Source organism: Tenacibaculum profundicola, assembly GCF_057220795.1.
In genome coordinates this window covers 4,553,130-4,576,259 of the sequence record NZ_CM170137.1, presented here as the reverse complement: position 1 = coordinate 4,576,259, position 23,130 = coordinate 4,553,130, and the positions used below count along the sequence as shown (strand labels likewise).

19 protein-coding genes are annotated in these 23,130 nt (G+C 32.0%); 15 read left to right on the top strand and 4 right to left on the bottom strand.

The genetic code is table 11. The features are described 5' to 3' along the window. Positions 1 to 164: 164 nt before the first annotated feature. The 6 genes from AC2TDS_RS18615 to AC2TDS_RS18590 all read left to right on the top strand — a co-directional run bounded on the left by AC2TDS_RS18615 (position 165) and on the right by AC2TDS_RS18590 (position 7,049). Positions 165 to 569 (top strand): acyl-CoA thioesterase, encoded by a 405-nt coding sequence (locus tag AC2TDS_RS18615; protein WP_484737079.1) that lies wholly within the window; start codon positions 165 to 167, stop codon positions 567 to 569. Positions 570 to 582: 13 nt separating this feature from the next. Next, a complete protein-coding gene (locus AC2TDS_RS18610) occupies positions 583 to 1,155 on the top strand; it encodes a cob(I)yrinic acid a,c-diamide adenosyltransferase (RefSeq protein WP_484737078.1) in 573 nt (190 codons plus the stop codon). Between the two features lie 99 nt (positions 1,156 to 1,254). Further along, positions 1,255 to 1,476: a DUF2795 domain-containing protein gene (locus AC2TDS_RS18605; protein WP_047789198.1), complete on the top strand. Its 222-nt coding sequence runs from the start codon at positions 1,255 to 1,257 to the stop codon at positions 1,474 to 1,476. Positions 1,477 to 1,598: 122 nt separating this feature from the next. Then, complete coding sequence (gene secA / locus AC2TDS_RS18600) at positions 1,599 to 4,949, top strand: preprotein translocase subunit SecA (protein WP_484737077.1); 3,351 nt, start codon at positions 1,599 to 1,601, stop codon at positions 4,947 to 4,949. A 203-nt stretch (positions 4,950 to 5,152) separates the two neighbouring features. Beyond that, entirely contained in the window at positions 5,153 to 6,031 is an 879-nt protein-coding gene (locus AC2TDS_RS18595) for a UDP-2,3-diacylglucosamine diphosphatase (protein ID WP_484737076.1), read from the top strand. A gap of 7 nt (positions 6,032 to 6,038) precedes the next feature. After that, the gene (locus AC2TDS_RS18590) at positions 6,039 to 7,049 is read left to right on the top strand and encodes a glycosyltransferase family protein (protein ID WP_484737075.1); all 1,011 of its coding nucleotides are present in this window, start codon (positions 6,039 to 6,041) and stop codon (positions 7,047 to 7,049) included. Here AC2TDS_RS18590 and ung read toward each other — a convergent pair. Next, positions 7,036 to 7,701, bottom strand: coding sequence for a uracil-DNA glycosylase (gene ung, locus AC2TDS_RS18585; RefSeq protein WP_484737074.1), 666 nt, complete (start codon positions 7,699 to 7,701; stop codon positions 7,036 to 7,038). The genes AC2TDS_RS18590 and ung overlap by 14 nt on opposite strands. Before the next feature lie 79 nt (positions 7,702 to 7,780). Here ung and AC2TDS_RS18580 point away from each other — a divergent pair, with 79 nt between their 5' ends. From AC2TDS_RS18580 to AC2TDS_RS18565, 4 genes are all read left to right on the top strand, one after another. Further along, entirely contained in the window at positions 7,781 to 9,985 is a 2,205-nt protein-coding gene (locus tag AC2TDS_RS18580) for an endonuclease MutS2 (protein WP_484737073.1), read from the top strand. Between the two features lie 13 nt (positions 9,986 to 9,998). After that, the gene (locus AC2TDS_RS18575) at positions 9,999 to 10,382 is read left to right on the top strand and encodes a hypothetical protein (RefSeq protein WP_484737072.1); all 384 of its coding nucleotides are present in this window, start codon (positions 9,999 to 10,001) and stop codon (positions 10,380 to 10,382) included. 156 nt (positions 10,383 to 10,538) lie between these two features. Continuing rightward, positions 10,539 to 10,724, top strand: a complete 186-nt coding sequence (locus AC2TDS_RS18570) for a hypothetical protein (RefSeq protein WP_484737071.1) — start codon at positions 10,539 to 10,541, stop codon at positions 10,722 to 10,724. Positions 10,725 to 11,489: 765 nt separating this feature from the next. Then, entirely contained in the window at positions 11,490 to 12,713 is a 1,224-nt protein-coding gene (locus AC2TDS_RS18565; RefSeq protein ID WP_484737070.1) for a porin family protein, read from the top strand. Positions 12,714 to 13,048: 335 nt separating this feature from the next. On the opposite strand, the gene AC2TDS_RS18560 is transcribed toward AC2TDS_RS18565, so the two are convergent. From AC2TDS_RS18560 to AC2TDS_RS18550, 3 genes are all read right to left on the bottom strand, one after another. Further along, on the bottom strand, positions 13,049 to 13,528 hold the full coding sequence (locus tag AC2TDS_RS18560) for a hypothetical protein (RefSeq protein ID WP_484737069.1): 480 nt from the start codon (positions 13,526 to 13,528) through the stop codon (positions 13,049 to 13,051). Between the two features lie 788 nt (positions 13,529 to 14,316). Continuing rightward, entirely contained in the window at positions 14,317 to 16,680 is a 2,364-nt protein-coding gene (locus AC2TDS_RS18555; protein WP_484737068.1) for a TonB-dependent siderophore receptor, read from the bottom strand. 12 nt (positions 16,681 to 16,692) lie between these two features. Further along, positions 16,693 to 17,742: a hypothetical protein gene (locus tag AC2TDS_RS18550; protein WP_484737067.1), complete on the bottom strand. Its 1,050-nt coding sequence runs from the start codon at positions 17,740 to 17,742 to the stop codon at positions 16,693 to 16,695. Positions 17,743 to 18,328: 586 nt separating this feature from the next. Between AC2TDS_RS18550 and AC2TDS_RS18545 the strand changes: the two genes are divergently transcribed. From AC2TDS_RS18545 to AC2TDS_RS18525, 5 genes are all read left to right on the top strand, one after another. After that, complete coding sequence (locus AC2TDS_RS18545) at positions 18,329 to 18,703, top strand: GNAT family N-acetyltransferase (RefSeq protein WP_484737066.1); 375 nt, start codon at positions 18,329 to 18,331, stop codon at positions 18,701 to 18,703. Between the two features lie 217 nt (positions 18,704 to 18,920). Beyond that, positions 18,921 to 20,246: an amino acid permease gene (locus tag AC2TDS_RS18540; RefSeq protein ID WP_484738977.1), complete on the top strand. Its 1,326-nt coding sequence runs from the start codon at positions 18,921 to 18,923 to the stop codon at positions 20,244 to 20,246. Positions 20,247 to 20,251: 5 nt separating this feature from the next. Continuing rightward, positions 20,252 to 21,340 (top strand): SRPBCC family protein, encoded by a 1,089-nt coding sequence (locus tag AC2TDS_RS18535; protein ID WP_484737065.1) that lies wholly within the window; start codon positions 20,252 to 20,254, stop codon positions 21,338 to 21,340. A 428-nt stretch (positions 21,341 to 21,768) separates the two neighbouring features. Continuing rightward, positions 21,769 to 22,368: a SatD family protein gene (locus AC2TDS_RS18530; RefSeq protein WP_484737064.1), complete on the top strand. Its 600-nt coding sequence runs from the start codon at positions 21,769 to 21,771 to the stop codon at positions 22,366 to 22,368. Next, positions 22,365 to 23,081, top strand: coding sequence for a DUF3307 domain-containing protein (locus AC2TDS_RS18525; RefSeq protein ID WP_484737063.1), 717 nt, complete (start codon positions 22,365 to 22,367; stop codon positions 23,079 to 23,081). The genes AC2TDS_RS18530 and AC2TDS_RS18525 overlap by 4 nt, the downstream gene beginning before the upstream one ends. Positions 23,082 to 23,130 lie beyond the last annotated feature (49 nt).

Here is a 23,130-nt window from a genome sequence, read left to right as displayed (position 1 = left end):
ATTGATGATAAAAGATTAATTTGTTAAAATTACTTGATTTATAGGGGACTCTATATTCACTTATTCGGAAGAACAAAAATGTGAATAAAATTCAGTAAAAAAAAACTAAATCACTATTGATTATTATTTATTTTTTACGTATTGTTATCTAAATAAAATACACATTGTACGAACACACGACCTCAATAAGAATTCGATATTCTGAAACAGACCAAATGGGAATTGTTTATCATGGAAATTATGCCCAATTTTTTGAAATTGGCCGCACTGAATGGCTCAGATCTTTAAATGTCACATACAAATATATGGAAAAAACAGGCGTTATGCTTCCTGTAATATCATTAAGTTGTGACTTTAAAAGACCTGCTCTTTATGATGATCATATTCGCATAAAAACTTATTTAAAAAAAACACCAACTGTTAAAGTTGAATTTTATCATGAAATAGTAAATGAAAACGACGAGTTATTATGTACTGGAAGAACTGTTTTGGCGTTTATAAACAGCCACACAAAAAAACCCATTCGTTGCCCAGAAATTATTATGAACAAACTAAAAAATAACGATTGAATTATATTTATACATGAAAATATATACGAAAACAGGAGATAAAGGTACCACTGCTTTATTTGGAGGAGGCAGAGTTCCGAAACATCATTTGAGAATCGAAAGTTACGGAACTGTAGATGAACTTAACTCTTACATTGGTCTTATCAGAGATCAAAACATTAATGATGACACCAAAGAAAAATTAACAAAAATTCAACACGACTTGTTTACATTAGGAGCTATGTTAGCAACACCACCTGAAAAAGAAAACTTAAAAAGTGGTAAAGAGCGTTTAAATATCCCGAAAATAAACAAGCAATCAGTTCTTTTTTTAGAAAACGAAATTGACACCATGAATGAGACGCTTCCGGTAATGACTCATTTTGTTTTACCAGGCGGACACCAAACAGTGTCATTCTGTCATATTGCCAGATGTGTCTGTAGAAGAACTGAACGTTTATGTGTATTATTAAGTGATCAAGATACAGTTAGTGACACTGTTTTAATGTATTTAAACCGACTTTCTGACTACCTATTTGTATTGGCACGAAAGTTGACACAAGAATTGAAAGCAGTAGAAATAAAATGGATTCCTGAAAAGCTGTAAAAAGTTCTTTTATTTTTTAACAACAGATTTTATAAAAAAAACTTGACTTTTTAGAAAAAAAAATTATTTTTGCGAAAATCAAAAAAAACCGATAAAGAAATGTATTGGACACTTGAATTAGCATCTTATTTAGCAGATGCACCTTGGCCAGCAACTAAAGACGAATTAATCGATTATGCTATTCGTACAGGAGCGCCTTTAGAAGTAGTAGAAAACCTACAGGACATCGAAGATGAAGGAGAAGCATATGATTCTATTATTGAAATATGGCCTGATTACCCTACCGAAGAGGATTATCTTTGGAATGAAGATGAATATTAGGAAATAACATAAAAAAGTCTCTTAAAAGAGACTTTTTTTTTACTTACTTTTAGGCACAGACTTAGTAACTATCAAAACACACTGATTTCCAACACTTAATCAGTTGATAAAAATATATAAAAATGAGTATTTTAAATTCTATTATAAAAATATTTGTTGGTGATAAACAACAAAAAGACCTTAAATCCTTGCAACCTATTGTTGAACAAGTGAGATTCTTTGAAAATGCATTAGGTAATTTGTCTAATGATGAACTTAGAGCCAAAACTTTTGAATTTAGAGCTCAAATAACCGATGCTACTAAACCTTTCAATGAAAAGATTGCTGTTTTAGAAGAAGAGGTTGCAACGGCTGATATTGATAGACAAGAAGAAATATATGCTGAAATCGATAAGCTAAAAGATGAAGCTTATGAATCTTCTGAGAAGATTTTACAAGAAATAATGCCAGAAGCTTTCGCAGTAATAAAAGAAACAGCTAAACGATTTACCAATAATACTGAGATCAAAGTTACCGCAACTTCTTTTGATCGTGAGCTGTCTGCTACAAAAGATCATATTCGCCTGGAAGGAGAAAATGCTTTTTGGGCTAATTCTTGGGATGCTGCTGGAAAAGATGTTGTTTGGGATATGATTCATTATGATGTTCAGTTAATTGGTGGTTCCGTTTTACATCAAGGAAAAATTGCTGAAATGATGACTGGTGAAGGAAAGACACTTGTATCAACATTACCTGTGTACTTGAATGCTTTATCTGGAAAAGGTGTACACGTAGTTACAGTTAATGATTACCTAGCGAAACGTGATAGAGCTTGGATGGCTCCTATATATGAATTCCACGGATTAACTACGGACTGTATTGATTTTCACCCATCAAATTCTGAAGCTCGTAGAAAAGCTTATAATGCCGACATTACTTATGGTACCAACAATGAGTTTGGATTTGATTACCTACGTGACAATATGGCTAGCTCTAAAGAAGATTTAGTACAAAGAGCTCCCAACTATGCTATTATTGATGAAGTAGATTCGGTATTGATTGATGATGCACGTACCCCCCTAATTATCTCTGGTCCTATACCACAAGGTGATCGTCATGAGTTCAATGAACTTAAACCGTTAGTTGCAGATATCGTTTCGATACAAAACAAATATTTAGTAGGCGTTTTAGCAGAAGCAAAAAAATTAATCACAGAAGGGAATACAAAAGACGGTGGCTTTCTTTTATTGAGAGTTTACAGAGGTTTACCTAAAAATAAAGCATTAATTAAGTTTTTATCACAAGAAGGTGTCAAACAAATTCTTCAGAAAACTGAGAACTTCTACATGCAAGATAACAATAAGTTAATGCCTGAAGTAGACGCTGAATTATGGTTTACCATTGATGAAAAAAATAATCAAATAGATTTAACAGATAAAGGTATTATTCATTTATCAGATGTAACCAAAAACGATTCGTTTTTTGTTCTTCCAGATATTAGTGTAAAAGTTGGTGAAATAGATAATAGCGAATCTACGCCTGAAGAAAAAGCCAGCTCAAAAGAAGAATTATATCGCGACTTTAGCATCAAAAGTGAACGTATTCATACTATGAACCAACTTTTAAAAGCATATACTGTTTTTGAAAAAGATGTTGAATATGTTGTTATGGAAAATAAAGTAATGATTGTAGATGAGCAAACGGGGCGTATTATGGACGGTCGTCGTTACTCAGATGGATTACACCAAGCTATTGAGGCAAAAGAAAATGTAAAAATTGAAGATGCTACCCAAACATTTGCTACTGTAACCCTACAAAATTACTTTAGAATGTACCGTAAATTATCAGGAATGACAGGTACGGCAGTTACAGAAGCAGGTGAGTTTTGGGAAATTTACAAATTAGATGTTGTTGAAATTCCAACAAATAAACCTATCGCTCGTGATGACAAGCAAGACTTAGTTTATAAAACGACACGTGAAAAATACAATGCTGTAATTGAAGACATTGTGAAGCTAGTTGAAGAAGGAAGACCCGTATTGGTAGGTACTACCTCGGTAGAAATTTCTGAACTACTAGGTAGAATGTTACAAATGCGCAAAATTTCGCACAATATTTTGAATGCGAAATTACACAAAAAAGAAGCAGACGTTGTAGCAGAAGCAGGAAAACCGGGACAGGTTACTATTGCAACAAATATGGCAGGTCGTGGTACGGATATTAAATTGTCTGACGAAGTAAAAAATTCTGGAGGTTTAGCCATTATTGGAACAGAGCGTCATGACTCTCGTCGTGTTGACCGTCAGTTACGTGGACGTGCTGGTCGTCAAGGAGATGTAGGGGCATCGCAATTTTATGTTGCTCTAGACGATAACTTAATGCGTTTATTTGGCTCTGAAAGAATTGCTAAAATGATGGATAGAATGGGCTTAAAAGAAGGAGAGGTAATTCAACACTCAATGATCTCTAAGTCTATTGAACGTGCGCAGAAAAAGGTTGAAGAAAACAACTTTGGTATTCGTAAACGATTATTAGAATATGACGATGTTATGAATGCACAACGTGAATTCGTATATAAACGACGTAGACATGCTTTAGACGGACAACGCTTACAAATTGACGTGGCAAACATGATTTATGATACCTGCGACTCCATTGTAAGAGAAAATAAACCAGTAAAGAATTTCCAGAACTTCGAATTTGAATTGATCCGTTTTTCTTCAATGACCTCTCCTTTCTCTGAGGAAGAATTTATTAATTTATCAGAAGAGGAATTAACAGATAAATTGTATAAAATAGTTACGGAGAATTACAAAACGGATACAGAAAGAAATGCTTCTCAAGCCTATCCTGTAATAAAAAATGTTTTTGAAAACGAAGGCGATCGTTACGAACGTATTGTAGTGCCTTTTACCGATGGAACAAAAACATTACAAGTCGTTACCAACTTAAAAGAAGCTTACGAGTCGGAAGGTAAATCATTGGTAAATGATTTTGAAAAAAATATTACTCTAGCTATTATAGACGAAAACTGGAAGGATCATTTACGTAAAATGGATGAACTAAAACATACGGTTCAAAATGCCACTTACGAACAAAAAGATCCATTACTGGTTTATAAGTTTGAAGCTTTTGAACTTTTCCAAGTATCTATTGATAAAATTAATAAGGAAGTTTTATCTTTCCTATTTAAAGGAAAACTTCCTAACCAAGATGAATCACAAATTTCAGAAGCACGTGAACAAAAAAGAGAAAAACTAAGTTTACGAAAAGACGAAGTTCAAAACTCTAGTCAACAAGCTATTAGCAATGCACGTAATCAGCAAACACAAGAACAACAAATAGTTGAAACTATTGTTAGAGAGCAACCTAAAATTGGTCGAAATGATCGTGTAACTATTAAAAACGTTATGACAGGAGAAGAAAAAGAAGTAAAGTATAAGCAAGCAATTCCTTTACTTGAAAAAGGTAGTTGGGTACTCTATAACAACTAATAAAACTCACATATTTTATTGAAGAGCTCGGTCATAACCGAGCTTTTTACTTTTAAATAACATTTTAGTTACAAAACAATAAAGGTTTGATTACCAATAATTCACGATTTATTCTCCGTAAGAAAACATGGTAAATGTAATTTTGTACCATATAGAATAGTATTAGTCCTACTGTTTTATCATGTTCAATTTACTTTTTACTAATGAAGAAAAACAAAAAACGAAAACTTGATATTGCCGTAATATCAGATGTTCATTTAGGTACTTTCGGTTGTAGAGCTACAGAGTTAAACAACTACCTAAAAACAATTAACCCTAAGATATTAATTTTAAATGGTGATATTATTGATATATGGCAATTCAACAAACGTTACTTCCCTAAGCCACACTTAAAGGTTATAAAACAGTTAATGTCATTTATCACCTCAGGTACCAAAGTATACTATATTACAGGCAATCATGATGAAACTCTTAGAAAATTTAAAGGTTTTAGTTTAGGTAGCTTTGAAATTGTAAACAAAGTAGTACTAAATATCGATGGAAAAAAAGGATGGTTTTTCCATGGAGATGTTTTCGATGTCACCATGCAACACTCTAAATGGTTGGCCAAATTAGGTGGTATTGGTTATGATACTTTAATCATGATTAATACGGCTGTAAATTGGATTAGTGAACATTTAGGTTATGGAAAACTTTCTTTTTCGAAAAGAATCAAAAACAGTGTAAAAAGCGCTTTAAAATTCATTAACAACTTTGAAACTACTGCTTCAGAAATAGCTATAGAAAACGGTTATGACTATGTTGTTTGTGGTCATATACATCAACCAGAAATACGAAAAATAAGTACTGATAACGGTAAAACCCTGTATCTAAACTCTGGTGACTGGATAGAAAATTTAACTGCCCTAGAATATAAAAATAGTTCTTGGAGCTTGTATGAATATGACCATGATGAAGTTGCTAAAAACTTATATCTTGATTATGAAATAAAAGATCTCGAATTGATTGGAACGGAAGGTAATAACACTCAACTATTCGAAGACCTTTTAGCTGAGTTTAATATTAGTAAAACCTTAAAGTAAATAGCTTATGAAAATTTTATATGCCATTCAAGGAACCGGAAACGGACATGCTAGTAGAGCAATCGAGTTAATTCCTTATTTACAAAGAAAAGCCAAAGTTGATGTTCTAATTAGTGGGTGTCAATGTGAATTAAAATTTCCGTTTGATGTCAAATATAAATTATATGGATTGAGTTTTATTTTTGGTAAAAAAGGAGGTATTGACTTCTGGGAAACCTTAAAAAGAGTTAGGCTAAAAACCTTAATCAAAGAAATATGGTCAATTCAGGTAAAAGAATACGATTTAATCATTAATGACTTCGAACCAATTTCAGCATGGGCGGCCAAACTTAGAAACGTTCCCATCATAGCTTTAAGCCATCAAAATGCGGTGATAGATGAAAACGCTCCTAAATACGGGCAATTTAATTTTGTGCGTCTTATTTTAAAATATTATGCCCCAGCGAGTATAAAATTCGGGTTTCATTTTAAAACCTATTCTTCTGCTATTTTCACTCCCATTATACGAAAAGAAATAAGATATATAAACGCTACAGATAAAGGGCATTATACCGTATATCTACCTGCTTATAGTGATAAAAAAATCATCAAAGTACTATCCGAATTCGCATATGTCAAATGGGAAGTTTTCTCGAAACATACAGACAAATACAAGTTTAAAAACAATATTACTATCAAACCTATTAATGGAAGTGATTTCATTAAAAGTATTGCCTCTTCTAGTGGTGTATTGTGTGGAGCTGGTTTTGAAACTCCTGCAGAAGCTTTGTACTTACGCAAGAAACTCTTAGTGATACCAATGAAAAATCAATACGAACAGCAATGCAATGCTCTAAGTCTACATGAAATGGGCGTTCCTGTACTTAAAAAGTTTAACAAAAATCAATATCATAAAATATCTAAATGGTTAAAATCTACAGAAACAATTGACGTATGTTATCCTGACATTACAGAAGATATTTTAGATGCCATCACATTGCCTTTTTATAACCAAAGTATATTGCCTACCATTGTATAATAGGTAATTGTTGGCTCTGTAAAAAGGTATTAGTCTTGGAGAAATGGTTATTTCCAAACCAATAACCTCTATTTGCACTTAATGGAGAAGGGTGACCAGAAATTAATACATGATGCTTTTGTTTATTAATTTTTGATCCCTTCTTTTTAGCATATCCTCCCCAAAGTAAAAACACTACGTTTTCTCTTTCTTCAGAAATTTTAGCTATTACGGCATCGGTAAACTCTTCCCATCCCTTTTTCTGATGGCTTCCTGCCTGGCCTGCTCTAACGGTTAGTGTTGCATTTAATAGCAGTACTCCCTGTCTTGCCCACCTTGATAAATCACCAGAGGAAGGATAAGGAATATCTAAATCATTTTTAATTTCTTTAAAAATATTCATCAATGAAGGAGGGTGCGAAATACCATCATGTACCGAAAAACACAAACCATTAGCCTGCCCTTCACCGTGATACGGGTCTTGACCGAGTATAACTACATTCACATCATTAAAATCACAAATATCAAACGCCGCAAAAATATTTTCATCATTAGGATAGCACCTACCAGTACTATATTCTTCTTTAACAAAAAGCATCAATTCTTTAAAATATTGCTTCTCAAATTCATTCTGTAAAACATTTTTCCAACTATCGGCTATTTTTACTTGCATAGTTTGTAATTTTGTCCTCCTATAAATTTAAAGTAGTTTTTTAGGATTTTCGTTATTTAATTTTAATCAAAAATAAACATTGAAAACTGTAATAGCAGACAAAACTTTACAAGATTTAGAATTCAATACTGTTTTAGAACAAGTAAGTGAATTTTGTATTTCTGAATTAGGAAAACAAGAGGTTATAAAATTACGACCTATTGGCAAAGTCAGTAAATTATTTTTTGAATTAAATTTAGTCAATGAATATCTCAGTTCTTTTCAAAACGACAACAGAATACCTAATCACGGTTTTGAAAATATTACAGAACATATCAAACGATTAGCTATTGAAAATAGTTTTTTAGAAACTGAGGCTTTCTTAAAAATAGCAACTACTGCGGAAACAGTTAATGAACTCAAAAAGTTCATGACAAAGTTTAATGAATACTACCCCACGTTAGCGGAATTAAGTGATCGGATAGAATATACAACTTTTGTTTCTGACGCAATTACGAAAATAATCACTTCGTATGGTGAAGTGGCTGATAACGCTTCTTCTGTTTTAAAACAAATACGAAAAGACATCAACAACATAAGAGGAAAAATTTCAGAAAGTTTTTCTCGTGCGCTAAGCAAAAATATTGCCAATGGTTATTTAGACGACATCAAGGAAACCATCGTTGATAATCAACGTGTACTAGCAGTATCTGCCATGTATAGACGAAAAGTACAAGGTAGTTTACTCGGGGCATCAAAGTCAGGTAGTATCGTATATATTGCGCCTCAAGCTACACTAGCTTACGGTAGAGAACTTCAAAATTTACTATATGAAGAAAAGCAGGAAGTTATTAGAATCCTTAGAACTTTAGCAGAAGAAATTCGTCCTTATGTTCCTTTATTACATGACTACGTTGGATTTTTAACACAGATAGATATAGTTGGAGCCAAGGCTAAATATGCTTTGGAAATTAATGGGCTTTTACCAAAAATAAGCAAAGACAAAAAAGTATTTCTTCGAGATGCTTACCATCCTATTCTATGGAGAAAGAATAACGAAAAAGAAATAACCACCGTTCCACAGACGATCTCATTAAATGATAAACAACAGATTATCGTAATTTCTGGTCCAAATGCTGGAGGAAAAAGTATTACCTTAAAAACCATTGGTTTGCTACAGGTAATGCTTCAAAGCGGCTTGTTAATTCCTGTTCATGAACGTAGTGAAACCACTATATTCAATACAATTTTAACAGATATTGGTGATAATCAATCAATAGAGAATCAATTGAGCACCTATAGCTATCGATTAAAAAACATGCGTTATTTCTTACGTAAATGCAACGATAGCACCTTGTTTTTGATTGATGAATTTGGTACAGGCTCAGACCCTGAACTCGGTGGTGCTTTGGCCGAAATATTTTTGGAAGAATTCTATGCTAAAGAAGCCTATGGAATCATAACAACGCATTATGCTAATTTAAAAGTATTGGCTAATGAATTAGACAATGTTACGAATGCTAATATGCAATTTGACGAACGTACTTTGGAACCTCTTTATAAATTATTTATTGGTCAGGCAGGGAGTTCATTTACCTTTGAAGTCGCACAAAAAAATGGCATTCCTTACAGTTTAATAAACCGCGCAAAAAAACGTGTAGAAACTGAAAAAGTTCGTTTAGATAAAACTATTTCAAAACTTCAAAAAGAACAAAATAGACTACAGAAAACTTCAGACTCTCTTGAAAAACAAAAATATAAGGGACAAGAACACCTTGAAAACTTACAACAGAAAGAAGACAAAATACGTGAAAAACTAGCAGGTTTTCAAGAGCTCTATGATAACAATCAAAAAATACTAGGATTAGGGCGCTCTGTAAATGAACTTCTTAATAAATACTTCCAAACCAATAATAAAAAAGAGTTTTCGGCTAACTTTTTTAAATGGGTAACCACAGAAAAGATAAAATACACTAAAAAAAACCCACCGCAAAAGAAAACCAAAACAGAGAAAAAACAAGATCAACTTGTAAACAAGAAGCAAAAGGAAGCTATACAAAAAGTGGAACAAGAAGTTTTACAAAAGGTGGTTAAAGTTAGAGCGGAAAAGAAAAAAGAAGCAGATAAAATTGCCATAGAAAGGGCTTCTTACATTTATAAAATTAATGACCGTGTACGTTTAATTGATGGGAATGCTGTGGGAACCATTGACAAAATAGAAAAAAAGGCTGTTTTTATTAATTATGGAATGTTCACGACGAAAGCTTCTATTGATCAACTAGAGTTGGTGCAGAAAGCTAAATAACCTCATCGTTTATATGACCAAATTAAATACAACAACTGAGTTTAGGAATCCATTTTTTAAATATGCGCTTATTGTATTTATAACGCTACTATTATGTCGCAATGTATATGTACTTGCAACAGGTAACCTTTACGCACTACTTCCAATTGCACTTCAAGGATCTCTGCTGTTTTTACTGTTTTTAAGACATCATTATGCTAAAGTTGGCATAAAAATCTGGGGGATTCTTTTAATGTTGGGTTCAGGGCTTTCTCTAACAGGTAAATTACTAAAAGTCTTTTTGGGAGACGAATTGGTTAGCGGTGAATTTGTATATCAAATTATATACCTAGCAATTGGTATCTCTGTTTATGCTTTTAACGAAAAATACGTTAAACTTATAAAAGGAAATGTGTAAAAGATAAACATAGTATAGCAACAACCATCATTAATTTTCAGTTAGAAAAATATAGCTAGTACTGATTGAAGATGCATCAGAGTGTATGCTAAATTTTCAAGAAAACAAAAGTTTATATTCCCCACTATTGATGTTGTTTATAGTTATAATTTCGTTATGATGATAATCAAATCAATTATACTATTATTCTCGTTATGGATCATTCTTGGAGGAATTCGCGGATGCATTATTACTAGATTGTTTTGGAATTACCATCTTGGAAAAGAAAGCAACTATGAAATACAAAATAGTTGGGCACCCTTAATTATTGGAATTGCTATCTATGGAAGCTTTACAGTATGATCAATTCTATTAAATTTAATATCAGTTATCGTTTGAGTTTACTGTAAAAGAAAATATTTTTTTTTCTTTATATAAGATAGAAAAATCAATAATAGCCGTCAGTAGTTATGATTTCTTATTATATTGAAATAGAATGGGAAAAAGGACGCTTTATTACGGTAATTTCAAATGGTAAATGGTAAATGGTATATGGTATATGGTATATGGTATATGGTATATGGTATATGGTATATGGTATATGGTATAATACGATTTACAAATAAATATTTCGTTTATAGGTATTGAATTATTTTAAGTTAGTTTAAGGCATAAAACTTTAGCATAGCCAAGCTATGGTTAAGTTTTATAACGCAAAAATAGCTACAAAAGAAATAATAGATATGCGAAGTATTTATTTATAAATCGTATAAGTACGTCAAAACACCATACATCATTTGAGCAATTGAATTATACATTATGTTTACTTGAGCTCTAAGGAAACATTAAAAATTATTTGCCTTTGAATTTATTGGAATATACCTCCCCAATAAAAAGTTTTTTAGACCATTCAATAGCTCAAAATTGCAAATCACATCAAAAGCAGACACCCCTGCATCATTTGCCATTAAAGAGCATACAGAATATCGCTAGCTTGCGCGATTTTAGAGAATTTAAAGTGCAAATTACAAGAACTGATATGCATTCGTTATTTTCATATAGCTTATAAGCTTTGAGAGAAAAATAAAATTACACGTTTATTTTTTAATAATCCAACCCCATTTTAACATGAAAAAATTATTATTACACCTAATAGCAATTCTTAGCTTTAATTGCTACTCTCAAATTTCTTTTGAAAAAGGTTATTTTATCAATAACTCTGATGAGAAAGTTGATTGTCTTATCAAAAACATTGATTGGAAAAACAATCCAACAGATTTCACCTATAAACTATCCAAAAACAGCGAAATTGCATCAGCAAATATTTCCTTCGTTAAGGAATTCGGTATTCATGAACTCTCTAAATATATGAGAAAAACTGTAAATATCGATAGGTCTAGTGAAAACATAGCCTACATGAGCAATGATAGAAATCCAATATTGAAAAAAGAAGAACTATTCTTAGAAGTATTGGTTGAAGGCAAAGCCAATTTATATTTCTTTGAAGAAGGGAATTTGAAAAGACACTTTTACAATATCGGAAACTCTGCTATTGAACAGTTAATCTTTAAAAGTTACAAAACATCAGATAACAAAATTGGAACGAATAATCGATTCAAGCAACAATTGTGGAAAGATTTAAAATGTTCGACCATTACATTGAAAACTATTGAAAACCTAAAATACACCAAAAGGAGTTTAATCAATTTATTTATCACTCATAATCAATGTAGTAACTCAAAATATACGAATTACAGAAAGGAACAAAAAAAGGATTTATTTAATTTAACGCTACGACCACGTTTAAATAACACGTCCTTAAGTATACAAAATTCTATTTCAAATGCTAGAAATACTAATTTCGAAAATAAATTCGATTTTGGTTTTGGAATTGAAGCAGAATATGTTTTACCCTTTAACAAAAATAAATGGGCAATTTCTATTGAACCAACGTATCAAAATTTCAAAAGCGCGAAAACTCAAAAAGTAACGAATGTATCAGGAGAGAAATTAATCTCAGAAGTGAAATATACATCTATTGAAGTTTCTTTAGGCTTAAGGCATTATTTTTTTCTAAATAGTAATTCAACTATTTTTATCAATAGTGCTTACATGATAGACCTAAGATCGAAATCATCTATTTATTTCAAAAGATCTGACAATTCCATCTTAAGTGCATTACAAGATATTAATCGTACTGATAATTATTTAGCGTTTGGAGTAGGTGCTAAGCTCCATAACAAGTATAGCATGGAACTGAGGTACTTCAGCAGAAATATATTAAGTGAGTATAATAATTGGAATTCTGACTATAAAACATTTTCAGTAATTTTTGGCTATTCTTTATTTTAAGACTTCATGACTATTGTAAAACTCCCTTAAACGAACTATTTAAAAGCAAAAAGAAAAATAAACATTGAAAAAAGGATAATACTTAAATCTGAATTATGTATTAGTAAATCAATTTCAAGCTGGAAATGCTGTAAAATAAAGCACTTACTTTTATGGAGTCTTCAACTCTCATTACGAAGCTCTAATGCATAATTCGGGTTAAACTCCATTATATCCATTTCGAAGAAATCAAAGAAAGAAAAGCCAATATATCGATTAAGATGATATTGGCTTTTTAATAATTAAACTACCATAAGGTGAGTATATCTATTGTTTTGTAACTATAAAACAACGTTTTATTTTGGCAAACTTAATTGTTGTCCGCCGGTAAATCCATCTAATCGAACTCTATAAATTTGATTGCCATTAAAAGCTGATCCTTCACAAGCTGGTTTAAAAGGTTGGCCTACCACCCCTACACTGTTTTCTACTCTTACATCTTGATCAATAAATGTATCGTAAGATTTACCTATTGTATGATCTTCTAACCAAAGATGCTCTGGACATACCTGCTCAACACCTTCTGATGGTCTAAACCCTCCACATATAAATATTCTATGATTTGTACTGATTGTTCTTCGCGATGCTAGTGCCGCAATCTTTTCCATAGTTTCTTGTCGAATGGTAGCTAGTGACTTTCCTTTAAGTTTAGCTCCATGACCATAATTGGTTCCTATTGCATCTGATAATTTTACGTACTTCTGATTAATTGATTCACCTTCTTCTGGATTTCCACTTAATGCCCATGTGTGACATGCCATTTCTTTTGTTTTCATAATATTTAAATAATTATATTTCCTACTCTTTTCAAAACTAGGCTTTTCGGATTCCACCTGTGTAATCAAAAAATTATCGTAGCTACTAAATCGATATTTATATTTTTTAATACTTTTTTATGTTTCTTTGTTTTACAATGAATGCATTTATCTGACGTAAACTCTAGTTATTCTTTTGTTTACTTAGTCATATGGACACTCCCAAATAGCTATGTTTTTATTTTATATAGTATACATTTAGCTATTCGATACAACAAAGATGAAGCACATATTACAAGTAGATTTGCTATAATGTAATGAGCAGAAAGATGAATGTTATAAGTGGCAAATAAAACTATATAGCAAGTATTTTATTGGTTCTAAAACAGCAACGTTATGATCAAATCTATAAACACAGCAATACGATTGGTTTTTAAGTACTATTGTTATGAAGAAGCACCTACAATCGATTGATATACATAAAAAAATAAAGAAATAGTAGCTTAACTACTTAGATTCCCCCCACTAAGCTGATTTCGATATGAAATAACATCAAAAATAAATAATAGCAGTAGCTATGATTTATTCTTATATTGAAATAGAAAGAGAAAAAGGACGTTTTATTACGGTAAATTCAAATGGTAAATGGTATTAAAAAGCTGTAACGTAAAATTACGTCAAAATCACGTTACAAGTATTAAAAAGAGGAGTTTTCATATAAAAACAACACAACTCCCGAACCATTTCATTCTACTTTCAGAAAGACAAAAGGTATTCGGGAGTTGTGATCATTTAAATACACGCACTAGTTAAAACGCATAACCAATGGTGCATAAAAAGTTTCTTGGAGCTCCTGGGAAAACGCGACCTGCATTTAAACCACCTACGAAGTAACGCTTATCAAATATATTATTGACATTTAAAGAAAAGTCGATATTATTAACCTTATAAAATAAGCCCAATCTTGCCTTAGCATAACTTGGGAAACGAATAACATCGTTAATTCTGTTCGTGCCAGTATCGGCAATCTGACTCGTACTAACGTAGCTACCACCAAGTCCAATTCCGAAATTAGTTAAAAAGCCTCTATTAAAGCTATATTTACCCCAAAACCCAGCGGTATGCTTTGGATTATTATTACCTAACTCTAATTGTTGAATAGCAAAGCTATCATCTAAAATTTCAACATCGTTAAAAGCATAATTAGCAGTTAAAATTAAGTTTCTTGATACCCTACCTGTAATGTCCATTTCAATACCTCGACTGGTTTCATCACCAACTTGCAATAATTTAATGATTCCACTACCTCCATTTGGATCTTCAATTAACCTACCAGATCTATTGATCGTATAGAAACTCAGTTGTGCCAAAAGTCGATTGTTGAAAAATGATGTTTTCGTTCCTATTTCAATTTGATTACTTGTTAACGGATCAAATACCTGCCCCTCCTCTATCGTGTTTACCCCAAAAGGAACCACTTGATTTGAAAAAGATTCTGTATAACTGGCAAATAAATTTACACGTTTATTAAGTTCGTATGTTATACCAAACCTAGGTAATAAAATAGTATTATCGATATTATCTGTAAGTTCAAGTCCGTCACCAACAATGGCAGACTGATCTAAGTTTTCATATCGTAACGAAGCTAAAATTTTGAACTTCCCAATACCAATTAAATCTTGAATGTAAATTCCTCGGTACTGGCTATTATCTGTAAATCTAGTTTGCTCTTCATTAAAGTTAACACTCATCCCAACTAAACTATGAATCGGAACTCTATCATTGAATACTAGATTTGGAACACCATTTGCCTCACCCGAAGCTGATCGCGTTTGTGAGTCTTGGAAAGTATTATAATAATCCCAACCTAAAACACTTTCATGAGTTATATTTCCTGTTTTAAATTTACCTACAACATAAGCTGTAATAAAGTTTGAATATCCGGTGGTAATTCTATCATTAATTATTCGAATTAATTCCGTACCATCATCCGTAAAACGTCCAGTAGATCTAGTTTCTAGAAAATTTTGATCAAAATCAGAACGTGTATAAGACACATTAAAAACTAAATTATCTGAAAACCTATGATTTCCTGAAACTGTAAAAAGAACACTACTATTCTGACGGTTGTCATAAGGTTCGGCGGTATTAAAATTTATAGGCAGTGCAAATAAATCATTTTGTAACATAGGCATACCTCTGTCAACACCTGCCCTATCATTATTAAAAGTCCCAACTATATCAACATTTATGCTAGTCTTATCACTTGGTAAATATGATAGTGACGGAGCAAATAAAATACTTCTATTTTTCTGAAAATCTCGAAAAGTCTCCGCATTTTCCAAACCAAAATTCACTCGATACAATAATGTTTTATCCTTTTTCAAAGGCCCTGTCACATCCATCGTTGCCCTTTTAGTTTCAAAGCTACCATAAGATATACTGGCAGCAGCCCTATTTACTTTTAATGGTTTTTTTGTTACTGCATTCACAACACCACCCGGTGAACTATTCCCGAAAAGTGCTGCTGCTGGTCCTTTTATAAATTCAATACGCTCATACTGTGTTGTTATTGACGACGAAGCAAAGTCAGGAGCAAGTAAGGCTCTATTACCATTAACATAGTCATGACGTACTCTAAATCCACGAGAGGTAAAATTATCTCCTGAACGAGTTCTCGTAACACCAGCAACATTTTCAGATACTTCCTCAAGTCTAAAAATTCCTTGATCAGCTATAATCTCTTTATTTAACACAGCGATGCTTTGTGGAACCAACTTAATATCAGCACCTGTTCTTGTACCTGCGAAAGTAACATCAGCACGATAAGCCGTTTTTTTACGTCCAACAATCTCAACTGTTTGTAAAAGATCAGTATCTTCAAAAAGTTGTGCATCTACATTCAACAAGTCGTCCGTTATTGTTATACTCTGAGTAAAATCAGCATATCCAATATGACTAATCTCTAGTGTATAAGTACCATTAGCGATGTTTGGAAGAATATATTTTCCTAATTTATTAGTCAGGGTCCCTTTAGTGGTTCCTTCCAAAATTACATTGGCAGTTTCTATCGGATTACCATTCACATCAGTAACGGTTCCGGTGATTTCAATTTGTGCATTTAAAATAACACTGCTAAAAAGTGTTATTACACATAAATATAAAGTTTTCATATAAAGTAATTATTAAGGTAGTAAAGCGCTGTTATTAACAAAAACAAGCGTGTGGCCATTTGATGATGATGAGTCAGGGTGTAACATAAAGGTTCCGAAATTTCCATCTACGTTTGATGGTAAATCAATAGACACATCATTACTTATACGCACTCCATCAACTGTTGCCCAAATAGGTAAGGGAAGAATTGAATTTGATGGAAAGAAAATCTCTGAATTATCCTTAAAGTTTAATGCCCCAAATTGCTCTGGAACACCTAATGCACCAAACAGCGCATCCACTGGAATATTTCCAAAACCAACAGAAGTAGCGTCAATATACAATACTACATTTTGAGTTTCTTCAGACAAGTTAACAGCATCAAGTGCTACCAATCCTAGACCAATTGAATTTTGATTTCTTTGTTTTTCAACAAAAAAAAGTTCAGGGTTGTTCTCTGTTCCTACCAAATATAGCGTATAACTTTTAAGCGCTGCTAAAGTTTGATATGTAGTAATTTTCAAACCATTATAATCAACCTCTAACAAAACAGTACCATCGCTTTCAGTAGCTACGTTGGTATCAATATCATAATAGGTTTCATCTGAATTTTTAGAAGCTACTGGATTACCCGTGATATCTATTGATGGAATTCTCAAAGTAGCTGTATAATCAGCATCAATAGCGTTTACAAGAAGTACTTGTGCAATGGCAGGGTTGACATCTATATTCACAAAGTCTTGAGCGATTTGTGCTCCTTTAAAAATACGAAGTTGTAACTGAAATCGGCCAGAGGCATCGTTCGGTACTTCCAGTGTTGGTTTAGCAATATTAGGATCGCTCAACGTAACAACTGATCCTTCTGGAGTACTTATAACCTTCCATTCATAGTTAAAGCCAATATCATTGACATCTGACGATCCGCTGCCATCCAACTGGATCGTAGTACCCGATTCGTCAGTAAAAACAACCTGATCTGCCCCAGCATCAGGAAGTAAAACAGTAAAATCTTGATTGTCATAATCTGAACACGAAAAACATATCGTAAACAGTAGTAGTAGTAGTAGGTGTAATTTTCTCATAAATTTGAAATTTCGTGCAAAGATAATGCTCTTATTTTAATTTATTCTAAATTAAAATAATATCTATTGTGTTTTTTATATATTAAAGGCCAATACAGCTATCAATTTGTTTCACATATAATTACAAAAACGCTTTGTCATTCATCCCGAATTTGATTCCAATAATTTAAAGACAACCATTATAACAACTGTTCTTAAAGTTCCAAAAAAAACTTATCAACCCTAATAAATTCGGTTTATTACCTCAGCACTATCAACACATAACCCATAGAAAACCAAGATCATAAGAAACAAACACATCACTAAATTCAATATTAAATTTTACCATATATAGTAACAACTATGGTTAAAAAATTAATATGTATCATTAATTGTTTATCCATATATTTCCGTTGAAGTCTAATAAATATAAATTATATTCAAATTAATGTATGTATTATTGACACGATAAGTACTTAAAATTTTAGATAATAGGAATTAAACATAATAAATATCATTAAAGCAACCGATGGAAATACTTAAGACCAAAAATTTAACTGATATACAGTTTCAACAAATAAATCACCTTTGGAACAAAGAGTTTCCTATGAATTTAAAAGATCGATTTGCACTGTTATTAGAAGGTGTTAAAAACTACAATCATTATTTAATAGAAGATAAAAACAACACTATTTTAGCTTGGGCTGTTGACTTTGAAAAGGACGATGAACTACGATTTTCCATTATTGTTGATAGAAATCAACAAGGAAAAGGTTTGGGTAGTATACTTATAAATAGACTTAAAAAAGATATTAAAGTATTTTATGGCTGGGTAATTGATCATGATGATGACAAAAAAGAAAATGGAGAAAACTACCAGTCTCCTTTATCCTTTTATATTCGTCAAGGATTCAAAGTTTTACACGACAAACGAATTGATACTGATATATTGAAAGCTGTAAAAATTAAATTTGAGTTATAATTTGACTGACACAACTTTGACCGTAAAAAATCACCCTTCAATATAAAACATTAAAAACAAAGACTATACCCCAAAAAAAAGAAAATAATTTACAGAATTACTCCAAAACGCTACTCTAAAAGAGAGTATTGGCTGTCACCAACAACTCCTAAATGTTAAATTATCAATAAAAAACACCATTTTTTATATTTAACATAAAAAAGTAGTCTTTTTTGTTATATTTGGCCAATCTAAAATTAAATTTATTATTAAAAATTCAAAAAAAATAGGTTTTTGGTCAAGTACTGCCCTTGTTATTGGAAACATGATTGGGTCAGGTATCTTTTTGTTGCCTTCAACACTAGCTGCTTTCGGAGGAATTAGTTTACTAGGTTGGCTTATCTCCTCTTTTGGAGCAATTTTATTATCTATTGTTTTCGGAAACTTAGGAAACTTAGCTCCAAAAACTTCCGGTGGACCTTACGCTTATACTAGAATTGGATTGGGAGAATTTCCAGCATTTTTAGTCGCTTGGGGCTATTGGGTATCTATATGGTCTACGAATGCAGCAATTACCGTAGCATTGGTTGGATATTTAGAAGTGTTTTTTCCGCATCTGGCAGAAAATGCTCTGGCTTCAATTTTAACAGGACTAGCATTTATCTGGTTCTTTACTTGGGTAAATTCAAAACAGCTCAAAACCATTGCCCTAATTCAACTAATCACTACTATTCTTAAAATCATACCCATTATATTAATTGGCTTCTTAGGGATACTTTATATTAAAGCGGATCATTTTTATCCATTTAACTTAAGCGGTGAGTCTAATTTTTCTGCTATCGTAACTGCTACAACGTTAACCTTTTTTGCTTTTTTAGGAATGGAGAGTGCTACCATTCCAAGTTCAGATATTAAAAATGCCGCAACAACGATAAAAAAAGCAACAATTACTGGAACAATTGTAACCATAATTGTTTATGTATTGAGTTCTATTGCCATTATGGGCATTATCCCTGCAGAAACACTAGCTCAATCCAATGCTCCTTTTGCTGATGCCGCAGCGCTGTTTTGGGGAGAATCAGCCAAATATATAGTGGCAGGTGGTGCCGTAATTGCAACACTTGGCGCCTTAAACGGATGGATCCTTATTCAAGGGCAAATACCTATGGCAGCTTCCCATGACAAGTTATTTCCAAAGATCTTTGGAAAAAGAAATAATAACGGATCACCTATCTCCGGTATAATCATATCAAGTTTATTGGTTTCAGCTTTAATGCTTTTAAATTATTCTAAAAGTTTAGTAGATGCTTTTACTTTTATGATGACACTATCTACCCTCTCTGTGATCACACCATATTTGTTTTCAACAGCAAGTTTTGCTATTCTGATGTTTCTCAATAAAGAAAAACGCATTACTGGAAAATTAATAATCGCCTTTTTAGCATTCTGTTTTTCAATTTTTGTTATTATTGGTTGTGGTCAAGAGGTTGTTTTTTGGGGATTCATTTTATTAATGTTGGGAATTCCATTTTATGTAGTACTAAAAAGAAATCATTTAAAATAAATAATATGGAAAAATTTCATATAGATCCAGATATTACAAAAGCAGAAACATTACCTGCGTCATTTTACAAAAGTCAAGAAGTCTTCGATAAATTGAAGGAAAATGTTTTTGTAAAATCATGGCATTGGATTGGAGATGAGAACACACTCGTTCCTTTGGTGGAAAGTGTATATCCCTTGGTTCTATTAAAAGACTATTTAACAGAACCTCTTTTAGTTGTTCGAGATAAAGAGAATAAAACAATGTGTCTAACCAATGTATGTACACATCGTGGCAATTTAATTATTCATGCACCAGGGAAGACCAAAAAATTAGTGTGCATGTATCATGGAAGAAGATTTGGATTGGATGGAGCATTTAAAAAAATGCCTGAATTTCAAGACGCAGAGGACTTTCCAAGGCCTTGTGACAACCTGCATAAATTTCCTCTAGAAAAATTAGGAAACCATTTGTTTATTGGGCTAGACCCAGCTTTTAATTTCTCAGAAGTTATTGACATAATGAATGAACGAATTGGTTTTTTACCACTAAATCAGTTCAAACTAAATGAAACGTTAAACAAAGATTATATTGTTAACTGTCACTGGGCATTGTACTGCGATAATTATTTAGAGGGATTTCACATTCCGTTTGTTCATGAAGACTTAAATGCGGTTTTAGATTATGGCAGCTATACTACAGAAATCTATGATCACGTGAATCTACAAATTGGGTATTCTAGCGGAGGCGAAGAAGTTTTTGATTTACCCGAAGGGCATGTAGACTATGGTAAAGAAGTGGCCGCCTACTATTATTGGATATTCCCTAATATGATGTTCAATTTTTATCCATGGGGATTGTCTATAAACATTATAAAACCATTAAGTATTCATAAAACAAAAGTTTCTTTTATTACCTATGTTTATGACGAAGCAAAAATGAACGCAGGTGCAGGAGCTCTTTTAGATAAAGTTGAACGTGAAGATGAGTTTGTGGTAGAAGGAGTACAAAAAGGTTTACAATCGAGATTTTACAAAGCAGGTAGATTCTCTCCTACGATGGAAAAAGGTGTTCATCATTTCCATTCTCTACTTGCAAAATACATGAACAAGTAACTAGTGCTAATTAACACAAAAAATGTAACAACATAACCTTCAATATGGTTAGTTTTTAAAATTTGGTAAGCTAATTTGTACGTATACAAGATTACCGAATCTATAATCTAACTTTAAAAAATAACATCTAAACAATAAGGCTAGCAGAAAAATTTAAACCTACTCCTACTACTGCTAGTTCAATGATCATGGTAAATAAAGCCTACCCCATAAACTAACTGATATACATCTTTTAAGCTATCTTAATACTGACATTGGTGAATCTGATAAGATGCTATACACCTAAATGAATAAATTCTTTTAAAATATCTCAAATATTAATCATTTATCGGATTAAAATCCGATAATTATAAATATCTGCTAAAAAACCGATATATTTGTATATCGGCTAAAAAACCGATATACTATATTCATAAGAAATAACGGCAATGGTAGCAGTAATAACAGGTGATATTATTAATTCTAGAGAAGGAGACACTCATAAATGGCTAACTCTTCTTAAAGCAACACTAAATTATTATGGTAAAAACCCAAAAAACTGGGAAATATATCGAGGCGATAGTTTTCAACTATTAATAGCTCCCGAAAAAGCGATGTTAGCAGCTATTCATATTAAATCCGCTATTAAGCAAGTAAAATCACACGACGTTCGTATGGCCATTGGCCTCGGTGACGAGAAATATAGCGCTCCAAAAATAATTGAGTCAAACGGCTCTGCCTATGTACGATCTGGTGACTGCTTTGAATCTCTAAAAAAACAAACGTTAGCTATAAAATCAAATAATGAAATATTTGATCAATCGCTAAATATCATGCTTAGCTTATCGTTACTAACGGCTAATAATTGGAGCAGTACGGTTGCTAAAGTCATCAAAACATCTATCGAAAACACTGGTAAAAACCAAAAAGAATTAGCAGAACTACTTGATAAATCTCAAAGCAGTATAAGCGAAGCTCTCAAACGAGGTGGCTTTGACGAAATCATGATTATGAACAATTTTTATAAAAAACAAATTTCCAAACTATGATTATTCTGACAATCAAATTACTAATTGCTCATATTATTGGTGATTTTGTACTTCAACCTGATAATTGGGTAAAAGATAAAAAAGCAAAAAAACACAAATCAAAGTATTTATACCTGCATGGTTTAACTCATTTTATATCACTACTCGTGCTACTTCAGTTCGATTGGTCATATTGGGCATATTTAATCGTCATTATAATCAGTCATTTGATCATTGATCTCATAAAAATAAATGTTGAAGGAATAATTAATAGCAAACTATTATTCATCATAGATCAACTATTACACATCACTATAATCGGAATAGTTGTCTATTTATACACTCCCTATACAATAGATTGGGATAAAATATATTCAAAAGAATCATTATTGTTGGTGCTTTCTATATTGTTAATTACTTATGTATCTTCCATTATGATGAAAATAATAATGAGCAATTGGAGCTTAGAAGATGATACCCCAAATGATTCTTTACAGAATGCAGGAAAATATATTGGTATTTTAGAACGCCTTTTTGTGTTCGGTTTTATAATTTTTAATCAATGGGGAGCAATAGGTCTATTGATAACAGCTAAATCTGTTTTTAGATTTGGTGATCTTTCTAGAGCGAAAGACAGAAAACTGACAGAATATATGTTAATAGGCTCTTTAATAAGTTTTGGTTTAGCTATCTTAATCGGTTTGTTATATAACTATTTGATTGAACTCACTTAAATAACCGATTACAAAAAAATACTTAATTAATTTTACATCCATTTCAGAA

Bases quoted from the DNA above. Each gene is read 5' to 3' on its own strand.
- AC2TDS_RS18610 (WP_484737078.1), top strand. From the start codon at position 583: ATGAAAATATATACGAAAACAGGAGATAAAGGTACCACTGCTTTATTT.
- AC2TDS_RS18605 (WP_047789198.1), top strand. From the start codon at position 1,255: ATGTATTGGACACTTGAATTAGCATCTTATTTAGCAGATGCACCTTGG.
- secA (WP_484737077.1), top strand. From the start codon at position 1,599: ATGAGTATTTTAAATTCTATTATAAAAATATTTGTTGGTGATAAACAA.
- AC2TDS_RS18595 (WP_484737076.1), top strand. From the start codon at position 5,153: ATGAAGAAAAACAAAAAACGAAAACTTGATATTGCCGTAATATCAGAT.
- AC2TDS_RS18590 (WP_484737075.1), top strand. From the start codon at position 6,039: ATGAAAATTTTATATGCCATTCAAGGAACCGGAAACGGACATGCTAGT.
- ung (WP_484737074.1), bottom strand. From the start codon at position 7,701: ATGCAAGTAAAAATAGCCGATAGTTGGAAAAATGTTTTACAGAATGAA.
- AC2TDS_RS18575 (WP_484737072.1), top strand. From the start codon at position 9,999: ATGACCAAATTAAATACAACAACTGAGTTTAGGAATCCATTTTTTAAA.
- AC2TDS_RS18570 (WP_484737071.1), top strand. From the start codon at position 10,539: ATGATGATAATCAAATCAATTATACTATTATTCTCGTTATGGATCATT.
- AC2TDS_RS18565 (WP_484737070.1), top strand. From the start codon at position 11,490: ATGAAAAAATTATTATTACACCTAATAGCAATTCTTAGCTTTAATTGC.
- AC2TDS_RS18560 (WP_484737069.1), bottom strand. From the start codon at position 13,528: ATGAAAACAAAAGAAATGGCATGTCACACATGGGCATTAAGTGGAAAT.
- AC2TDS_RS18555 (WP_484737068.1), bottom strand. From the start codon at position 16,680: ATGAAAACTTTATATTTATGTGTAATAACACTTTTTAGCAGTGTTATT.
- AC2TDS_RS18550 (WP_484737067.1), bottom strand. From the start codon at position 17,742: ATGAGAAAATTACACCTACTACTACTACTACTGTTTACGATATGTTTT.
- AC2TDS_RS18545 (WP_484737066.1), top strand. From the start codon at position 18,329: ATGAATTTAAAAGATCGATTTGCACTGTTATTAGAAGGTGTTAAAAAC.
- AC2TDS_RS18535 (WP_484737065.1), top strand. From the start codon at position 20,252: ATGGAAAAATTTCATATAGATCCAGATATTACAAAAGCAGAAACATTA.
- AC2TDS_RS18530 (WP_484737064.1), top strand. From the start codon at position 21,769: ATGGTAGCAGTAATAACAGGTGATATTATTAATTCTAGAGAAGGAGAC.
- AC2TDS_RS18525 (WP_484737063.1), top strand. From the start codon at position 22,365: ATGATTATTCTGACAATCAAATTACTAATTGCTCATATTATTGGTGAT.